Here is a 16021-nt window from a genome sequence, read left to right on the forward strand (position 1 = left end):
CACACTAAATCACGCGTGCAACGCAGTTTTTCACGGAGATTTCCGGCAGGTTTCGGGATTTATTGCACTGATTCCGCAGCCAGACACACTTAACCACGACGAAGTCCGGGCCGGTGATGCACGAGACGCGCCTGCCGGGATATCGTCGTTTGGTGACCGAACACACTGCCGACTTCGCCGCATCCGCCGTCGTGCTCGTGACGACCCCGGACGACGCCCTCGCCGCCCCGCTGGTCGCCGAGCTGTCGCGGGAGTACGACGAGCGCTACGGGCTGAACGACGGCATCCCGTCGTCCGTCGAGTTGTCCCGCTACCCCGCCGAGCGCTTCGCCGCCGACCACGGAGGCACGTTCATCCTGCTGCTGGTGGACGGCGAGCCTGTCGCGGGCGGCGCGTTCATGCGCGAGGACGACGCGACCGTCGAAGTGAAGCGGGTCTGGACGCACTCGGCGTATCGCCGCCGGGGGCTCGCCAGGCGCGTGATGGCGGAGCTGGAGGCGGAGGCCGAACGGCGTGGCATCCAGAACATCGTGCTGACCACGGGCGCCAGGCAGCCGGAGGCGGTCGCGCTGTACCTCTCCCTCGGCTACGAGCCCCTGTTCGACATCGACGGCGACTGGGAGGCCGTCTCCTACCTGGCGTTCCGCAAGACGCTCTGAGCGGTCTCCGCGAGCGTTGCCGCGGGAAGAGCGTCGTCGACCAGCGCGGAGAGCGACGCCTGCAGCGCGCCCGTGCGCGCGCCCGTCGCCGTCGCACCGCCGACACCGAGCAGGTCGGTCGCGTGCAGGGCCTCGATCGCGAGAACCTCGCCGGTGAGCGCGAGCGAGCGCTGCGCGAGCTGGAGAGCGACCGGCGCGAGCGTCGCGTGGTCCTCGACGCCGGAGAGCGTGGTGATTCCGAGGGTCACCGGTGCCGCGAGCTGGCGGAGCTCCGCGACGGCGGCGGCTGCCGCGTAGAGCAGCAGGCCGGGGATGCGCGTCTCCCCCGCCGCGCGCGACGGCGCGAGCGCGAGCGAGTGCGCCGCCGTGCGCCGCTCCGACGCCGACGCGACGTGCGCGAGCACCAGCCGCAAGTTCTCGAGCGCGAGAGCGAGCGGCAGCGCCTGGAAGTTGCCGCCGGACACCATGCGACCGCTCGGCACGTCGACCACCGGATTCTCGCTGCGGGCGGCGAGTTCGAGGTCGAGTTCGGCGCGCAGCCGGTCGACGGCCTCGCGCAGCGCACCGTGGAGCTGCGGAGCCGTGCGGAAGGCCAGAGGGTCCTGCACGCTCACCGTGCGTCCTGGCCGTTCCAGGGCTCCGCCTGCGACAGCATCCCGGATGCGCTCCGCTGACGCCCGCTGACCGGTCCCGCCCCGTGCGTCGGCGACGACAGTGCTGTACGGGCTGAGGTTGCCGGCCGGCGATGCCGCGCCGACCGCTTCGAGCGACAGGGCCACCGTGAGGTCGGCCGCCTCGGCGAGTGCGGCGGCGTCAGAAGCGACAAGCGCACCGACGCCGATGCTGTACGCGTTCGCGCTGAGCACGGCGAGCCCTTCGTGCGGGGCGAGGGCGAGCGGGGCGAGGCCCGCGGCCGCGAGCGCTTCGGCAGCGGGAAGGGGCGGACCGTCGCCGCCAGCGCGGAGCACGAGGCCGTCTCCGGTGACAACGGCCGCCACCTCTGCGAGCACGGTCAGGTCTGCCGCCCCCACCGATCCGCGCCGCGGCACCACCGGATGCACGCCGGCGTCAAGCAGCGCGGCGTACGCCTCCGCCAGCTCCGGCCGCACTCCAGCGCCTCCGCGGGTGAACCCGGCGAGCCGCGCGGCGATCACCGCGCGCACCTCGCGCGCCGCCAGCGGCTCGCCCGTTCCGCCGCGATGGTTGGCGATGGTGCGGCGCTGGAACTCGGCGAACCCGGCCGGGTCGACCGCCGCATCCCGGCCCGCGCCGAGTCTGCGATTGAGACCGTAGACGGGCTCCCCCGCCTCGATCGCCCGCTCGACGACAGCGCGCGATGCGGCCAAGGCATCCCGCACCTCAGCCGAGAGCTCCACCGTCGCGCCGTCGGCGATGGCGACGATGTCGTCCGCCGTCGGCGCGTCCGTCGTGAGCACGATCACCCGGCGCGACATCAGACCATCCCCGTCAAAACGCGAGCAGGTTCTGCCGGAGCCCGCTGCCGCCGAACTCCGTGCGGATCAGCCCGCGGCGGCGCAGGGCAGGCACGAGCGCGTCGAGCGTGCGATGCACGTTCGCCGGGTGCACCTGGCCGGTGAACAGGAAGCCGTCGCCGCCGACCGCGGCGCCGAGCTCGCCGAGGTGGTCGGCGATCTCGTCCGCCGTGCCGACGATCGCCAGCCCGTCCTTGCGCGCTCTGGCCTGCAGGATCTCGCGCAGCGTCGACCCCTCCGGCGCCGACTTCACGAAGTTGTCGAGCGTGCCCTGATTGCTGTTCGTGCTCAGCTCCGGCAGCGGAGCGTCGAGGTCGAACGCTTTGAAGTCCACACCGCTCAGGTAGGAGATGGACTGCAGCGCCTCATCGATGGCCGCCTGCGTGAGCTCCGCCCTCGCCGCCTTGACGCTCGCGGTCTCCTCCGCGTTCGCCGTGACGATCGGGTTGACGACGAACAGCACCTTGATCGAGTCAGGATCGCGCCCGGTGGATGCGGCGACCTCGCGGATGCTGTCCCGGTACTCCCGCATCCGCTCAGGGGTGGACGCGAGCGCGAGCACCACGTCCGAGTTCTTGCCGGCGAAGTCGCGGCCACGCCCGGAGGCTCCTGCCTGCACCATCACCGGCTCCTCGGCGGCCGGTGCGGTGTTGAGCGGGCCGCGCACCTGGAAGAACCGGCCGTCGTGGTCGATGGTGTGCACCTTGCGGAAGTCGGCGAACACGCCGCGCTCCGTGTCCTCGAGGATCGCGTCCGGCTCCCAGCTGCGCCAGAGCTTGCGGACCACATCCACCCACTCGTCGGCCCTGTCGTAGCGGAGGTCGTGGTCGACCTGCTTGTCGAGACCGTAGTTCTGCGCCGCAAGGTCTGAGCCGCTGGTGACGACGTTGAAGCCGAGACGTCCTCCCGCGAAGTGCTGCAGGGTCGACAGCAGGCGCGCGGCGGTGAACGGCTCGTAGAAGCTGGCGCTGAGCGTCGGCACGATGCCGAGATTGCTCGTCGCCCCGAGCAGGTACGGCACCAGCGGAAGGGGGTCATGCTTCGGCACGAAGCGGGCAGCGGACAGGTTGACCTCCGCCGTGCCTCCGTAGGTGTCCGGGACGGCGACGCCGTCCTCGATGATGAACAGGTCGAACCCGCTCGCCTCGAACACGCGAGCGGCGTCCTGGTACACCTGCGGCTGCTTCCAGTCGTAGCCGATGCCGTAGCTGGGGTCGCCCCAGCCCTGAACACCGAACCCGGCGCCGAGGAACCAGCCGAAGTGGAGAAGACTCATGAGTGCTTTCTGTCAGTCAGCGCCCAGCCCGGACTCGGCAAGCCAGTCGGGGTCGAACGCTTTGGTGAGGTAGTTGATGCCGCCGTCCGGGGAGATGGCCACGACCACGGAGCCCGGACGCGCATCACGTGCCGTGCGGAGGGCGACGGCGACGGCGAGACCGGACGACGGCCCGAGCAGCAGCGCCTCCTCTGCGGCGAGCCTGCGGACGGTCGCGTAGACCTCGCGGTCGTCGATCGTGCGCACCTCGTCGAGGACGTCGGAGTCGAAGGTGTGCGGCCACCACTCGCGCGGCCACGCGGAGCCGACGCCGTCGACCAGGATGCGCCCTGGCGCCCCGCCCGCGTACGTCGAGCCGACCGGGTTCGCACCGATCACCCGCACGCCGCCCGAGCTCACGTCTTTGAGGAACCGCCCGGTGCCGCTGACGGTGCCTCCTGTGCCGATGGAGGCGACGAAGTGCGTGACGCTTCCCGCGGTCTGCCGCCAGATCTCCGGGCCGGTGCCCTGGTAGTGGGCAGCGGGATTGGCCGCGTTGGCGAACTGCGCAGGACGCCACGAGCCCGGCGTCTCCGCCGCGATCCTGTCGGCGACGGCCCGCGGGTTGGCCGGATCGTCCGGTCCGGCCTCCCAGTCGGCGACGACCAGCCGCGCTCCGTATGCCGTGAGCACCTTGCGCTTCTCGTCGGAGATGTCGCCGGCGTGCACGATGACGACAGGATGCCCGGTGAGGCGCCCGATCAGGGCGAGGCCGATGCCGGTGTTGCCGCTCGTCGCCTCGACGATCGTCCCGCCTGGCGCGAGCGCGCCGTCGGCCTCCGCTGTGCGGATCATGTTCAGCGCGATGCGGTCCTTGGACGAGCCGCCGGGATTGCGCCCCTCCAGCTTGACGAACACCCGGGATGCGAGACCGCGCGTGAGCGACCGCAGCTCCACCACCGGGGTGTTGCCGATGAGGGAGGCGACCGAGTCGAAGACCTCGCCGGACGCCGCGAGCGCAGCGTCCGCGCCTGCGGTGCCGATCGGCCCGGCTGGGCGCACATCCACGGTGGTCATGCAGAGACACTAGGCGCGCATCCCGTGGCCGTGCACGGCTGTTGCCGACTGTTACGTCACACGCCGTAGCATCCGACTCGGCCGGGGTCAGGCGCCCATCGCCACCGGCCGCTGTGCGTCGTTGGACCACGCGGAGAACGAACCGGGATACAGCGCTGCGCGGAAGCCGGCGACCTCGAGTGCGAGGATCTCGTGGGCGGCGGTCACCCCGGAGCCGCAGTACACGGCGACCGGCGCATCCTGGGTGACCCCGAGCGCCGCGAACCGGTCGGCCAGCACGTCGGCGGGCAGCAGCGTTCCATCAGCGGCGAGGTTCTCTGTCGTCGGCGCGCTCACCGCGCCGGGGATGTGACCGGCCCGCGGGTCGACAGGCTCCACCTCGCCACGAAAGCGCTCACCTGCGCGGGCGTCGAGCAGCACACCGGCCGCGGGGAAGCCGGCCGCGCTGTCGGCGTCGATCGTCGGCAGCGAGCCGTACGCGACGGTGGCCGTCCCCCGCTCCGGGATGTTCGCCGCCGTCTCCAGCGCTCCGCCGGCCGCGCGCCAGGCCGCCAGCCCACCGTCCAGCACGCGCACGCTCGCGAATCCGGCGTGCCTGAGCAGCCACCAGGCGCGCGCAGCCGAGGTGCCGGAGACATCGTCGTAGACCACGACCTCGTCGCCGTCGTCCAGCCCCCAGCCGCGCACCGCATCCTGGAAGTCCTCCGGCGTCGGCAGCGGGTGGCGACCATCCGTCGGCAGTCCGTGCCCGGCCAGCTCGGTGTCCAGATCGACGTATACCGCTCCGGGAATGTGGCCCGCTGCGTACTCCTGCGCGCCGGGAGGGCCGCCGAGCTTCCAGCGCACGTCGAGCACCCGCGGTGGCGTGGATGCGGTCAGGGCGGCAGCGAGGGAAGCGGCGTCGATCAGGTGCGTCATGCCTTCAATCCTCGCGCATCGCCCGGCGGCGGAGGAGCAGCGACCTGGCGCAGAGCGAGAACGGCGCCAGCGGATCACTCCCCTGGCGCCGTTCCGGCTGCCGTGCTCTGCGCCTCAGTGGCCGGTCGACGCCTTCGCGTTCGACTCGTACGAGGTGTTGGTGGACTCGAAGAAGTTCACCAGTTCGAGCGTGTCGTTCGCCGTCGCCATCCACTTGGCCGGGTTGGCGACCTTGTACTCGGCCTCGAAGCCGAGCTCTTCGAGTCGGCGGTCGGCCAGGTAGCGGACGTACTGGTTGATGTAGTTCGCGTTCAGGCCCAGGATGCCGCCGGGGAGGAGGTCACGGTTGTACTGCTCCTCCATCTCGACCGCATCCAGGATCATCTGACGGATCTCACCGGCGAACTCCGGGGTCTGCAGGTCCGGGTTCTCCTCGAGCACGGTCAGGATGAGGTTGATGCCGAACTTGAGGTGCAGCGACTCGTCGCGCACCACCCAGTCGATCAGCGAACCGAAGTTGCGCAGCAGGTTCCGCTGACGGAACGACAGCGCCACCATGAAGCCCGAGTAGAACCAGATGCCCTCGAGGATCACGTTGTACGCCACGAGGTTGCGGATGAAGTCCTGCTTGCCCTCTGTCGTCGTGATGTCGAGCGCCTGCTCGGTCATCCGCTTGATGAACCGGACCTCGAACTCCTCCTTGCGGGCCATCGACGGGATGTCCACGTGAGAGTTGTACGCCTGCTCGCGGTCGATCGGGAACGTCTCGAGGACGTACTCGAACGACATGCAGTGGTTCGCCTCCTCCCACATCTGCTTGGCGAGGTAGAGGTGCGCCTCCGCCGCGTTGATGTACGGGTATACCCCGAACGCGAGAGCCTTGTTCACCAGGAGCTCGTTCGGGTTGAAGTAGCTCATCAGGAAGGTGACCGCGTGACGTTCCTCGTCGGTCATCTTCTTGAAGTCGGCGATGTCCTCGCCGAGCTGGATCTCGTTGGGGAACCACGTGTTCGCCACGGCCTGGTCGTACAGGTCCATCGCCCACTTGTACTTCACCGGCTTGAGCAGCAGGCCCTCTTCGATTCCCGTTCCCAGGATGCCCATCGTGTTTCTTCTCTCTCTTTCGGGTCAGCCGGCTACTGGCAGGATTCGCACTGCAGGTCGTCCATCGGGTCGACCGGAACGTAGTACTCCTCGATCTTGGTGGTGTTCATTTACTTCTCACCACCCGTCGACAGTCCGCCGAAGCCGAATCCGCGGCGAGCAGGTGCTGCCGGCGCTTCCGCCTTCTCCGTGGATGCGGCGGGTGCGCCTGCACCCACCGTTGCGAAGCCCTTGCGGCCGCCGGAGATCTCCTCGGCCTTGTTGACCTTGACGGTCGACTGCTCTGCCTGGTGGCGGGGCTTCATGTGCAGGTAATAGGTGGTCTTGACGCCACGCTCCCACGCTGCGTAGTAGATGTCCATCATGTCGCCGATGTCCCTGGTCTCCAGGTACATGTTGCGGCTGATGGCCTGGTCGATCCACTTCTGGGCGCGGGCTGCGACCTCGAGGAACGCGTACGGCGAGAGCTGGAAGCTCGTCTTGAACGCGGCCTTCAGGTCGTCCGGGATCTCTGCGACGTTCTGGATGTCGCCCTGCGAGCGCAGGATCGACTCGCGCGTGGTCTCCCACAGGCCGCGGGCCTGCAGCGCCTCAACCAGGTTGCGGTTGACCTCGAGGAACTTGCCGGACGATGTCGAGCGGCTGAAGATCTGCGAGAACTGCGGGTCGAAGCCGGGCGTGGTGCCGGCGACCAGGCCGATGGATGCGGTCGGTGCGATGGCCATGAGGGTCGCGTTGCGCATCCCGCCCTTGACCTTCTCGCGCAGGCTGTCCCAGTCGAGGCGGGTGGTGCGGTTGACCTTGATCGGAACGCCGCGGTCCTGCTCGGTGAGGGCGATCGAGTCGAACGGGACGAGCCCCTGCGACCAGCGCGATCCGTCGAAGTTCGGGTATGCGCCGCGCTCCTTGGCCAGGTCGGCGCTCTCGTCGATGGCCGCGTACGAGACGTGCTCCATGATCTCGTCGATCAGGTCGTACGCCTCTTCGCTCTCGTAGCTGAAGCCGAGCCGCTCGACGATGTCGGTGAAGCCCATCACGCCGAGGCCGATGGCGCGGTTCTGCTTGTTGGAGAAGTCGGCCTCGTCGACGCTGGAGATCGTGATGTCGATCAGGTTGTCGAGCTGGCGGACGGCGCTGCGGGCGCTCTCCTCGATGCGGGCCCAGTCCATCTTGCCGTCGACCAGGTGGCGCGACAGGTTGATCGACGCCAGGTTGCAGACGGAGACGTTGTCGCGGTCCTGCGGGAGGGTGATCTCCGTGCAGAGGTTGGACAGGTGGATGGTGCCGGTGTTGTTGTTGAGGGCACGGTTGTTGATGGTGTCCTTCCAGGTCAGCCACGGGTGGCTGGTGGTCTGGAGGCTCATCAGGATGTCCTTGAACTGCGAGCGGGCGCTGATCTTCTTGAACATGTGCAGGCGACCGGCCTCTGCCTCGCCCACGTAGAACGCGTAGCGCTCGGAGAACTCCTTGCCGTACAGCTCGTTGAGGTCGGAGACCTCCAGCGGGTCGAAGAGGTACCAGTCGCCGTCGTTCTGCACGCGCTTCATGAACTCGTCGCTGATCCAGACCGCGGTGTTGGCGGTGCGGGTGCGGCGGTACGGGTCGCCGGAGTTCTGACGCAGGTCGAGGAACTCCGGGAAGTCCATGTGCCAGTTCTCCATGTAGAAGCAGAGGGCGCCGAACTTCTTTCCACCCCGGCTGACCGCGCGCAGCACGGAGTCGATCGTGTGCATGAACGGGATGGGGCCGGTGGAGGTGGTGTTGTTGGAGCGGATGGGCGAGCCCTGGGCGCGCAGCTTGGTGACGGAGAGGCCGATGCCGCCCGTTCCCTTGGTGAGCCACATGACGTCGCGGACGCTCTTGGCGATGTGCTCGATGTCGTCCTGCATCTCCATGACAAAGCAGTTGGAGAGCTGCGGGTACGCGGTTCCCGCGTTGACGAGGGTGGAGCCGGCCGCGAGGTATTCGAGCCGCGACATCTTGTCGTAGAACGCGAGAGCGTGGGTGGTGGGGTCCGCCTCATTGAGCGACAGGCCCATCGCGATGCGCATCCAGAAGTACTGCGGGACCTCGAGGGTCTCCCCGTTGCGCGCCTTGATGCCGTAGCGGTTGTTGAGGGTGACGACGCCGATGTACTTGAGCAGCCCGTCGCGCGACGGGTCGAGGTGGCCGGCGAGGCGGTCGAGGTCGAAAAGGTCGGTGAAGCGCGGCTCGAGGAGCTGCTCGGAGACGCCGCGCTCGATGTATGCGCGGAAGTGGCTGGCGTGCAGAGCAACGAGCTCGTCCTGGCCCTCGTAGTCGCCGAGGACGCGCTTGTAGATCGTCTTGAGCAGGAGGCGGGCGGCCACGGTGTCGAACGCGGGGTCGTCCTTCACGTTCTGCAGCGCGACCTGGATGACGGCCTCGTCGAGCTGCTGGGTGGTGATGCCGTCGAACAGCGTCAGCTCGAGCTCGCTGGCGATCTGGGTGACCCAGGTGATGTTCTCATCGAGGCCCTGCGCGGCGCTCTCGATGGCCAGGTTGATCTTGTTCGCGTCGTACGGCTCCCGTTCGCCGTTGCGCTTCACGACAGTGATGGCCACTTTCTCTCCCTCTCAATGTGCCGCTCTGCCTGAGCGGCGAAGTCTGCACTCCCCGCGGGCGCGCACGGCGCGCTCGCAAAAACCCCTTGTCACGGCCGAAATCCGCTGGGCGAGACCCGCAGTGCGTTTCGGCGTGTGACCACTATATAGCGGGGGTCCGACATTTATCGAACCCCATATCTAGTGGGCGTGTCATCCACAGGTGTGCATAACTTATGCACTTTTCCACAGCCTGTCCCGCCCCTTGGCGAAGCGCATCCCACCGATAGACTTGACCTCTTGTGAGCACGTATTCGAGCCTTCTCAAGACGCCGGGCGTCACGCGGATCATCGCTGCCCAGCTCCTGGCCAGGTTCCCGTTCGGGATGCTCTCGCTCGCGTTCCTGCTGCACATCGAGCATGTCCACCACTCCTACGGCGCAGCGGGGCTCGTGCTCGGCGCGATGAGCATCGGACAGGCCATCGCCGGGCCGATGACGAGCCGCTTGATGGGCATCCTGGGGATGCGCGTGGTGCTCTGGACCACCCTGATCCTGTGCGCGGCGGCCGTCGCCGCGATCGGCGTCTTCGTCATGCCCATCCCGGTGACGATGGGCGTGGCGTTCTTCGCCGGGCTCAGCATGCCGCCCATCCAGCCTGCCGTCCGAACCATCTACCCCAAGATGGTCAACTCGCGTCAGCTCACCCCGCTGTTCTCGCTCGATGCGTCTGCGCAGGAGATCATCTGGATCGCCGGCCCCGTCGCCATCACGTTCGTCGCCACCCAGATCGGCACGGTGCAGGGCATCCTGATGTCGGTGGCGATCATGCTGCTCGGCGGTCTGTGGTTCATCTCGTCGCCCGAGGTCGGGAGGGTGCGCATCCCGCGCAGCAAGCGCCGATTCGGCGTGGTGCTTGCCCGTCCTCCCGTGCTGCTGGCGACAGTGGTCGGCTTCCTCCTGATCGGCTCGTGTGCGGCGATCGAGGCCGGTGTGGTCGCGAACTTCGGCGAGGGTTCGCCGTTCGCAGGCATCGTGTTGGCGATCTGGTCGCTCGGCTCCCTCGTCGGCGGCCTGGCCTTCGGGCACGTCCCGATCGGGCCGTGGGCGACGGCGCGGCGCATGTTCATCGTCTTCGTGGGTGTCGTCATTTCCACGTTCATGCTCGGCTCCTGGTGGGGCCTCTCGCTCACGCTCATCGTCGCCGGCCTCGGCATCGCACCGGCACTGGCCGTGCTGTTCGCGATCGTCTCGGCGAGCGTGAAGTTCTCCGACACGGCGGAGGCGTACGGCTGGGTGGGCACCGGCCAGCTCATCGGCGCCGCCCTGGGTTCCGCGCTCGCGGGCTTCCTCATCGACGGCAGCGGAGCGATCGGTGCGTTCTGGGTGGCCGGCGCCTTCGCGCTCGTCGGCTTCATCGTGCCAGCGCTCGCCCACCGCATCCACCCCGACCTCCGCGGCCGCGACGCCTCTCCCATCCCGGACACCGAGCCGGTCCCCGTCCAGCCCTCCTGACCGCGCACGCCGCGCTTGCGCGCCCGCCGGCTCTCCGTCTGGACGGAGACCCGGCGCGCCACGCCGCCCAATCTCCGTCGTTACGGAAACCCAGCGCCACGCCGCCGGAAACTCCTTCGTTACGGAGAACCAGCGCCACGCCGCCCAAATCTCCGTCCCAACGGAGAGGGGGCGCGGCGTGTCGCCGCGTTCTCCGTAACGACGGAGAACGCCGCAGACGGCCGCCCTACCAGCGCGGGTGCACGACGGCGCGGAAGCGGCGGTCGTAGATGTCGCGGACCGCGGCCTCGAACGGGGCGCCGAGCGGCGCGGCGGAGCCGGCGGCCGCGTTGGCGCGCGCCTGCTCAGGCGACCGTGCGCCAGGGATGACGGTGGAGACGCCGTCCTGCTGGGCCACCCAGGCGAGCGCTGCCTGCGCCGGCGTCAGGCCGGACGGGACCAGCGCCGCGAACTCGCGCGCGGCGCCCACGCCCTCGTCGAAGTCCACGCCGGAGAACGTCTCTCCGACGTCGAACGCCTCGCCGTGGCGGTTGTACGCGCGGTGGTCGTCGGCGGCGAACACGGTGTCGGCCGTGTAGCGACCGCTCAGCAGCCCGGACGCGAGCGGAACGCGGGCGATGATGCCGACGCCGGTCTCCCGCGCCGCCGGCAGCACCTCGTCGAGCGGCTTGAGGCGGAACGCATTGAGGATGATCTGCACCGTCGCCGTGCCTGGCCGCGCGATCGCGGCGAGTGCCTCGTCGCAGGTCTCCACGCTGACGCCATAGTTCGCGATCGCCCCGTCTGCGACGAGCGTGTCGAGGGCGTCGTAGACCGCATCCATCGAGAACACCGGGGTGGGTGGGCAGTGCAGCTGCACCAGATCGAGCGTGTCGACGCCGAGGTTCGCGCGCGAGCGGTCCGTCCACTCGCGGAACTTCGCCAGCGTGAAGTTGTCAGGGTCCTGCGCCTCGCGGCGGCCCATCTTGGTCGCGACAGTCAGCGGCGCCTCGGGATGTGCGGCCCGGTATGCGCCGATCAGGCGCTCGCTGCGCCCGTCGCCGTAGACGTCCGCCGTGTCGAAGAAGGTGACGCCCGCCGCGACCGCCGCGTCGAGGACGGCCAGGGCGTCCTGCTCGCTCACGTCGCCCCAGTCCGCTCCGAGCTGCCAGGTGCCGAGTCCGATGACGGAGACCGTGCGGCCCGTCCTGCCGAGTGTGCGCTGTTGCATACCGCCAGGCTACGCGAATCACTCGTGCCGAATCGCCGTGCGCCCCAGGCTGTCACGGCGATCCGGCACGACCGGCTGCGGAGCCGCTCAGGCGAGCTGGAGTACGTGCTCCTCCTCGTGCTCCGGCACCGCGGCCGCGACGACCTCCTGGTTGCGGAAGTGCCCCGCGATCATCGCGACCACCCCGACCAGGCTCCACCCGACGAGCACCAGCCACGGGAACAGGGTGTCCGCATCCGGGAAGTACGACAGGTCGCGCACCAGCGTCGCCGACGCGCCTGGCACGAACCATTGCCCGATCGCACCCCACGGCGCCGCCATGAACTGGATGGGCTGAGCGGCGGACGACAGCGGGTTGCCGATCAGCATTGTGAGCACACCGCCGACGGCGATGCCGGCGCGCCCGATCAACGCGTTCATCCCGACGATGAACGACGCCGTGGCGAACATGGCGAGCCCGACGGCGAGCGCGTTCACCCAGAAGTCACCCTGCAGCACGCCGAACCAGCCCTGCATGATGCCGACGATCCCGAATCCGCCGACCACACCGTATGCGGTCACCGCGGCGAGCCGTCGCCAGCTCCCAGCGACCAGGAAGGAGATGAGGATGCCGCCGACCAGGCCGCCGAGGACGAGGGGGAACGCCGCGGCGGTGAGTCCGAGGCCGCGCGCGTCTGTGGAGGCGAGCGGCACGACGTCCGTCACCGTGACCGTGATGGTCGGCGCGACCGTTCCCTGCGGGGCAGCGCCGGCAGCGACGGCCTTCTGCACGGCCGCGGCGGCCTGCGCGTTGGCCTGCGTCTGCAGCTGACCGGCGAGCTGGCCGAGGAGCTGGCTGACGGCTGCTCCGTTGGCGGATGCGGTGAGCACCTCCGGTTGCGCCCCGAGCACGATGGCGCCGTACGCATCCCTGGTCTGGATGCGGTCGACGGCCGCGGCGCGGGAGTCCACCGTCGTCACGTCGAAGACCCCGTGCGCGTTCGTGTCGAGCGTGGTCCGCACGGCGGCGACCTGCGCGCTGTCGCCCGCGATCGCGATGGGGACGTCTTTCACCGACGAGGTCATGGTGGGCCAGACGAAGGCGAGGAGCACGACGCCGACGATCACGGCGGCCGCGACGGCGATGGCGATGGCACGACCCCACGGGGTGTGCGGGATGCGGATGGGCTGCTGCGTGGACGTGGTCACGACGACCTCCAAATAAAAAGAATGTTCGTTCTTTATTGTGAGCCCGCCATCGGCTACTGTCAAGAACGAACATTCTTTTTTCGAGGAGAGCGAGCAGACGATGCCGAAGGTCAGCGAGGCCCACCGCACGGCCAGACGCCACGAGATCGCCCAGGCCGCGCTGCGCTGCTTCGCCAGGAACGGCTTCCAGGGCACCTCGATGGCCGACATCATCACCGAGTCCGGTCTCTCCGCCGGCGCCATCTACGGCCACTACAGCAGCAAGAACGAGCTCATCCATCTGGCGATCATGGAGGTGCTCGACGCCCGCTTCCTCGAGCTCGCGGAGGCCAGAGCGCACTCTCCGCTCCCCTCGCCGGGCGAGATCATCGGTCTGCTGCTCACCGGCATGAAGGCGCAGGTCGGCGAGCTCGGGATGCTCGTGCAGGTCTGGGGCGAGGTCGCGCACGAACCGGAGCTGCGCGCCATGACAGACGCGATCGGAGCCAGGGTCAGCGGGATGCTCACCGACTACCTCCGCGCCTGGTACGCCCACTCGCTCGGCGCGGACGCCGAGGAGGCCGGGCGCCTCGCGGAGAAGTACACGTCGCTCTACGTCGGGATCGTGCAGGGCTACGTCACGCAGTCGACCCTGTTCAGCCACTTCGACGGCGATGCGTACCTCGCGGCCGCATCGAGCATCCAGCCGGCCTGAGCGCCGCCACGCCGGCCGTCGGCGTCACCCGCAGGCGGCGGCCACCACCCGCGCCATCCTCTTGCGGATGATGTGGTCGTTCGCCTCCACCCTGTGCATCGTGACGTGCCGCATCGCCTCGACGACGGCGAGACTGCCCGGCGCGATGAACGCATCCAGGGTGCCGTAGACCACCTGCACCGGCACGCGCACCCGCGCCAGATCGCTGACGACGGTCTGCGACTCGATGCAGTTCTGCAGCGACAGGACGAACGGCGTCCAGTTCTTCTCGGTGATCTCGAAGACCCCTTTGATCGGCAGCAGCCTCGCCAGCATCCCGGCGTTGCGGATCGTGAACTCCTTGTTGTTCCGCAGGAACTCGTACGCGCGCAGGTAGGCGCTCACCCTGCTGCGCACCCGCCGGTCGCCGATCTCCGCCGGGGTGCCGTAGATCGGCAGGCCGACCAGCACCAGCCTGGTCAGCGCATCCGGATGCTCGGCCGCGTACCGCGCGACGATCAGGCTGCCGAGGGAGTGCCCGACCAGAACGAACGGATGCGCGATCTTCAGTGACCGCAGCGTGGCGTGCAAGGCGTCGACGTGCTCCTCCAGCGTGTACGTCGCGTCCGGAGGGGTGGGCGAACGCCCGAAGCCGAGGATGTCGATCGAGATGACCCTGTGCGTCGGTTCGAGCAGCGGCACCAGGTTCTGGAAGGTGACGGACGACGACGCGATGCCGTGCACGAGCACGACGACGGGGCCGGTGCCCTCGTCGCCCGCGACATGCAGGAGCGGAGCGCGGCGGAAGATCCGCCCGACCGCGTCAGCCACTCTCCCCATGCGCCCCACCCTCTCACACGGTTCCGGTGGCGTTCTCGGCAGAGCTGTCCGCCGCGGCGCTCCCCGCCGGCGCTGCGGCCGCGCGGTTCGGCCACCAGGCCGGCCGGACGCGCGCGAGCACGTCGAGCAGCGCATCCACATCCCTCGGCCGTTCGCTGTCGAGCCAGACGTCGATCGCGCCGATGGTGCCGTCCGCCAGGTAGCGCGCGATCATCCGGCGCTCTGCGGCGTCTGCGGCGGGGACGGTGAGGCTGTGCTGGTCGAGCAGTAGCTCGATCGAGCCCTGGAAGTGCGCGCTCAGCATCGCGTGCAGACTGGCGGAGCCGCTGTCCGGCCCGAGGCCGCGGCGGTAGATCGTGTCGTGCTCGTCGACGTGCACCAGCACGGCGCGGGTGACGCCGACGACCGCGGCGAAGGCGTCGTCCGGGCCGACGTCGACCAGGTAGCCGGCGCGAAGCACATCGAGTTCGCCGCGGAGCACCTGCTGCAGAAGCTCGGTGGGCGACGGCGCGTACGTATACACGGTCGAGCGGTGCACCCCGGCGGTGCGGGCCAGCTCGGAGACGGTGACCTCGGTCACCGGACGCTCGGTGGCGAGCTCAAGGATGGCGTCGCTCAAGCGGGCGATCGTCTTCTCTTGGCGTGCATCCATGTTTCGATCGTACAATTGAGTTATCCGACAGGTGTCGGATAACTGAAAGGAGATTCACTCATGGCTCAGTACGACGTCGCAGGCCGTTCCGCGATCGTGACGGGAGGAGGCTCCGGCATCGGACGCGCTGTCGCTCTCACGCTGGCGGCGAGCGGCGCATCCGTGCTGGTCACCGACCTCAACGAGGCCAACGCCACCGCTGTCGTCGGCGAGATCCAGGCAGCGGGCGGCACAGCCGCCTCGCTCGTCGGAGACGTGACAGACCCCGAGTTCGCCGTCGCGAGCGTCGCTGCGGCGAACGAGCTGGCGCCGCTGCGCATCGCCGTCAACAACGCGGGCATCGGCGGGGAGGCCAACAAGGTCGGGGACTACTCGCTCGACAGCTGGCGCAAGGTCATCGAGATCAACCTCAACGCGGTGTTCTACTCGCTGCGCCCGCAGCTCGACGCGATCGCGGCCAACGGAGGCGGCTCGATCGTCAACATGGCGTCCATCCTCGGCAGCGTCGGCTTCCCGAACTCGTCCGCATACGTCACCGCGAAGCACGGACTGCTCGGTCTCACCCAGAACGCCGCGCTCGAGTACGCCGACCAGAAGGTGCGCGTCACCGCGGTCGGCCCCGGCTTCATCCGGACCCCGCTGGTCGAGTCGGCCATGGATGCAGACGCGCTGCACTTCCTCGAGTCGAAGCACGCCCTCGGCCGCCTCGGCGAACCGGAGGAGGTCGCCGCGCTCGTCGCGTTCCTCGCCTCCGACGCCGCCAGTTTCATCACCGGCAGCTACCACCTGGTCGACGGCGGCTACACCGCCCAGTAGGGCACTCCCCGTCCGGCTTGAGATCGGACGGAGATCGGCCGACCGCGCCCGGTCGCGCTCC

At 69.1% G+C, this 16021-nt stretch carries 14 protein-coding genes; 4 read left to right on the forward strand and 10 right to left on the reverse strand.

All coding sequences use genetic code 11. The features are described 5' to 3' along the window. The first annotated feature begins 152 nt into the window (after positions 1 to 152). Positions 153 to 659: a GNAT family N-acetyltransferase gene (locus tag ACIRCZ_RS07330; protein WP_402851189.1), complete on the forward strand. Its 507-nt coding sequence runs from the start codon at positions 153 to 155 to the stop codon at positions 657 to 659. On the opposite strand, the gene ACIRCZ_RS07335 is transcribed toward ACIRCZ_RS07330, so the two are convergent. From ACIRCZ_RS07335 to ACIRCZ_RS07360, 6 genes are all read right to left on the reverse strand, one after another. Beyond that, positions 632 to 2113, reverse strand: coding sequence for an aromatic amino acid lyase (locus ACIRCZ_RS07335; protein WP_402851192.1), 1482 nt, complete (start codon positions 2111 to 2113; stop codon positions 632 to 634). The genes ACIRCZ_RS07330 and ACIRCZ_RS07335 overlap by 28 nt on opposite strands. Positions 2114 to 2126: 13 nt before the next feature. Beyond that, positions 2127 to 3428, reverse strand: a complete 1302-nt coding sequence (locus tag ACIRCZ_RS07340; RefSeq protein WP_055895364.1) for an NtaA/DmoA family FMN-dependent monooxygenase — start codon at positions 3426 to 3428, stop codon at positions 2127 to 2129. A gap of 12 nt (positions 3429 to 3440) precedes the next feature. After that, the gene (locus ACIRCZ_RS07345) at positions 3441 to 4484 is read right to left on the reverse strand and encodes a PLP-dependent cysteine synthase family protein (RefSeq protein ID WP_402851197.1); all 1044 of its coding nucleotides are present in this window, start codon (positions 4482 to 4484) and stop codon (positions 3441 to 3443) included. An 87-nt stretch (positions 4485 to 4571) separates the two neighbouring features. Next, positions 4572 to 5402, reverse strand: coding sequence for a sulfurtransferase (locus ACIRCZ_RS07350; protein WP_402851200.1), 831 nt, complete (start codon positions 5400 to 5402; stop codon positions 4572 to 4574). A gap of 114 nt (positions 5403 to 5516) precedes the next feature. Continuing rightward, positions 5517 to 6506, reverse strand: a complete 990-nt coding sequence (locus tag ACIRCZ_RS07355) for a ribonucleotide-diphosphate reductase subunit beta (protein ID WP_055895360.1) — start codon at positions 6504 to 6506, stop codon at positions 5517 to 5519. A 110-nt stretch (positions 6507 to 6616) separates the two neighbouring features. Beyond that, positions 6617 to 9088, reverse strand: coding sequence for a ribonucleoside-diphosphate reductase subunit alpha (locus ACIRCZ_RS07360; protein WP_200949636.1), 2472 nt, complete (start codon positions 9086 to 9088; stop codon positions 6617 to 6619). Between the two features lie 281 nt (positions 9089 to 9369). Between ACIRCZ_RS07360 and ACIRCZ_RS07365 the strand changes: the two genes are divergently transcribed. After that, positions 9370 to 10581: an MFS transporter gene (locus ACIRCZ_RS07365; protein ID WP_055895358.1), complete on the forward strand. Its 1212-nt coding sequence runs from the start codon at positions 9370 to 9372 to the stop codon at positions 10579 to 10581. Between the two features lie 226 nt (positions 10582 to 10807). On the opposite strand, the gene ACIRCZ_RS07370 is transcribed toward ACIRCZ_RS07365, so the two are convergent. Further along, a complete protein-coding gene (locus tag ACIRCZ_RS07370) occupies positions 10808 to 11791 on the reverse strand; it encodes an aldo/keto reductase (protein ID WP_402851205.1) in 984 nt (327 codons plus the stop codon). An 87-nt stretch (positions 11792 to 11878) separates the two neighbouring features. Further along, complete coding sequence (locus tag ACIRCZ_RS07375) at positions 11879 to 12979, reverse strand: ABC transporter permease (RefSeq protein ID WP_402851208.1); 1101 nt, start codon at positions 12977 to 12979, stop codon at positions 11879 to 11881. A gap of 100 nt (positions 12980 to 13079) precedes the next feature. Between ACIRCZ_RS07375 and ACIRCZ_RS07380 the strand changes: the two genes are divergently transcribed. Continuing rightward, positions 13080 to 13673: a TetR/AcrR family transcriptional regulator gene (locus ACIRCZ_RS07380; RefSeq protein ID WP_055895351.1), complete on the forward strand. Its 594-nt coding sequence runs from the start codon at positions 13080 to 13082 to the stop codon at positions 13671 to 13673. A gap of 24 nt (positions 13674 to 13697) precedes the next feature. Here ACIRCZ_RS07380 and ACIRCZ_RS07385 read toward each other — a convergent pair whose 3' ends face one another. Continuing rightward, the gene (locus tag ACIRCZ_RS07385) at positions 13698 to 14492 is read right to left on the reverse strand and encodes an alpha/beta fold hydrolase (protein ID WP_055895349.1); all 795 of its coding nucleotides are present in this window, start codon (positions 14490 to 14492) and stop codon (positions 13698 to 13700) included. 13 nt (positions 14493 to 14505) lie between these two features. Further along, complete coding sequence (locus ACIRCZ_RS07390; protein WP_055895347.1) at positions 14506 to 15144, reverse strand: TetR/AcrR family transcriptional regulator; 639 nt, start codon at positions 15142 to 15144, stop codon at positions 14506 to 14508. 60 nt (positions 15145 to 15204) lie between these two features. Between ACIRCZ_RS07390 and ACIRCZ_RS07395 the strand changes: the two genes are divergently transcribed. Next, positions 15205 to 15960, forward strand: a complete 756-nt coding sequence (locus tag ACIRCZ_RS07395; protein WP_055895345.1) for an SDR family NAD(P)-dependent oxidoreductase — start codon at positions 15205 to 15207, stop codon at positions 15958 to 15960. Positions 15961 to 16021 lie beyond the last annotated feature (61 nt).

The organism is Leifsonia sp. NPDC102414 (assembly GCF_044765685.1).
Lineage (GTDB): Bacteria > Actinomycetota > Actinomycetes > Actinomycetales > Microbacteriaceae > Leifsonia.

What these genes read in the sequence shown, in the direction of transcription:
- ACIRCZ_RS07335 (WP_402851192.1), bottom strand. Translation starts at nt 2,113, where the DNA reads ATGTCGCGCCGGGTGATCGTGCTCACGACGGACGCGCCGACGGCGGAC.
- ACIRCZ_RS07340 (WP_055895364.1), bottom strand. Translation starts at nt 3,428, where the DNA reads ATGAGTCTTCTCCACTTCGGCTGGTTCCTCGGCGCCGGGTTCGGTGTT.
- ACIRCZ_RS07345 (WP_402851197.1), bottom strand. Translation starts at nt 4,484, where the DNA reads ATGACCACCGTGGATGTGCGCCCAGCCGGGCCGATCGGCACCGCAGGC.
- ACIRCZ_RS07350 (WP_402851200.1), bottom strand. Translation starts at nt 5,402, where the DNA reads ATGACGCACCTGATCGACGCCGCTTCCCTCGCTGCCGCCCTGACCGCA.
- ACIRCZ_RS07355 (WP_055895360.1), bottom strand. Translation starts at nt 6,506, where the DNA reads ATGGGCATCCTGGGAACGGGAATCGAAGAGGGCCTGCTGCTCAAGCCG.
- ACIRCZ_RS07370 (WP_402851205.1), bottom strand. Translation starts at nt 11,791, where the DNA reads ATGCAACAGCGCACACTCGGCAGGACGGGCCGCACGGTCTCCGTCATC.
- ACIRCZ_RS07380 (WP_055895351.1), top strand. Translation starts at nt 13,080, where the DNA reads ATGCCGAAGGTCAGCGAGGCCCACCGCACGGCCAGACGCCACGAGATC.
- ACIRCZ_RS07385 (WP_055895349.1), bottom strand. Translation starts at nt 14,492, where the DNA reads ATGGGGAGAGTGGCTGACGCGGTCGGGCGGATCTTCCGCCGCGCTCCG.
- ACIRCZ_RS07390 (WP_055895347.1), bottom strand. Translation starts at nt 15,144, where the DNA reads ATGGATGCACGCCAAGAGAAGACGATCGCCCGCTTGAGCGACGCCATC.
- ACIRCZ_RS07395 (WP_055895345.1), top strand. Translation starts at nt 15,205, where the DNA reads ATGGCTCAGTACGACGTCGCAGGCCGTTCCGCGATCGTGACGGGAGGA.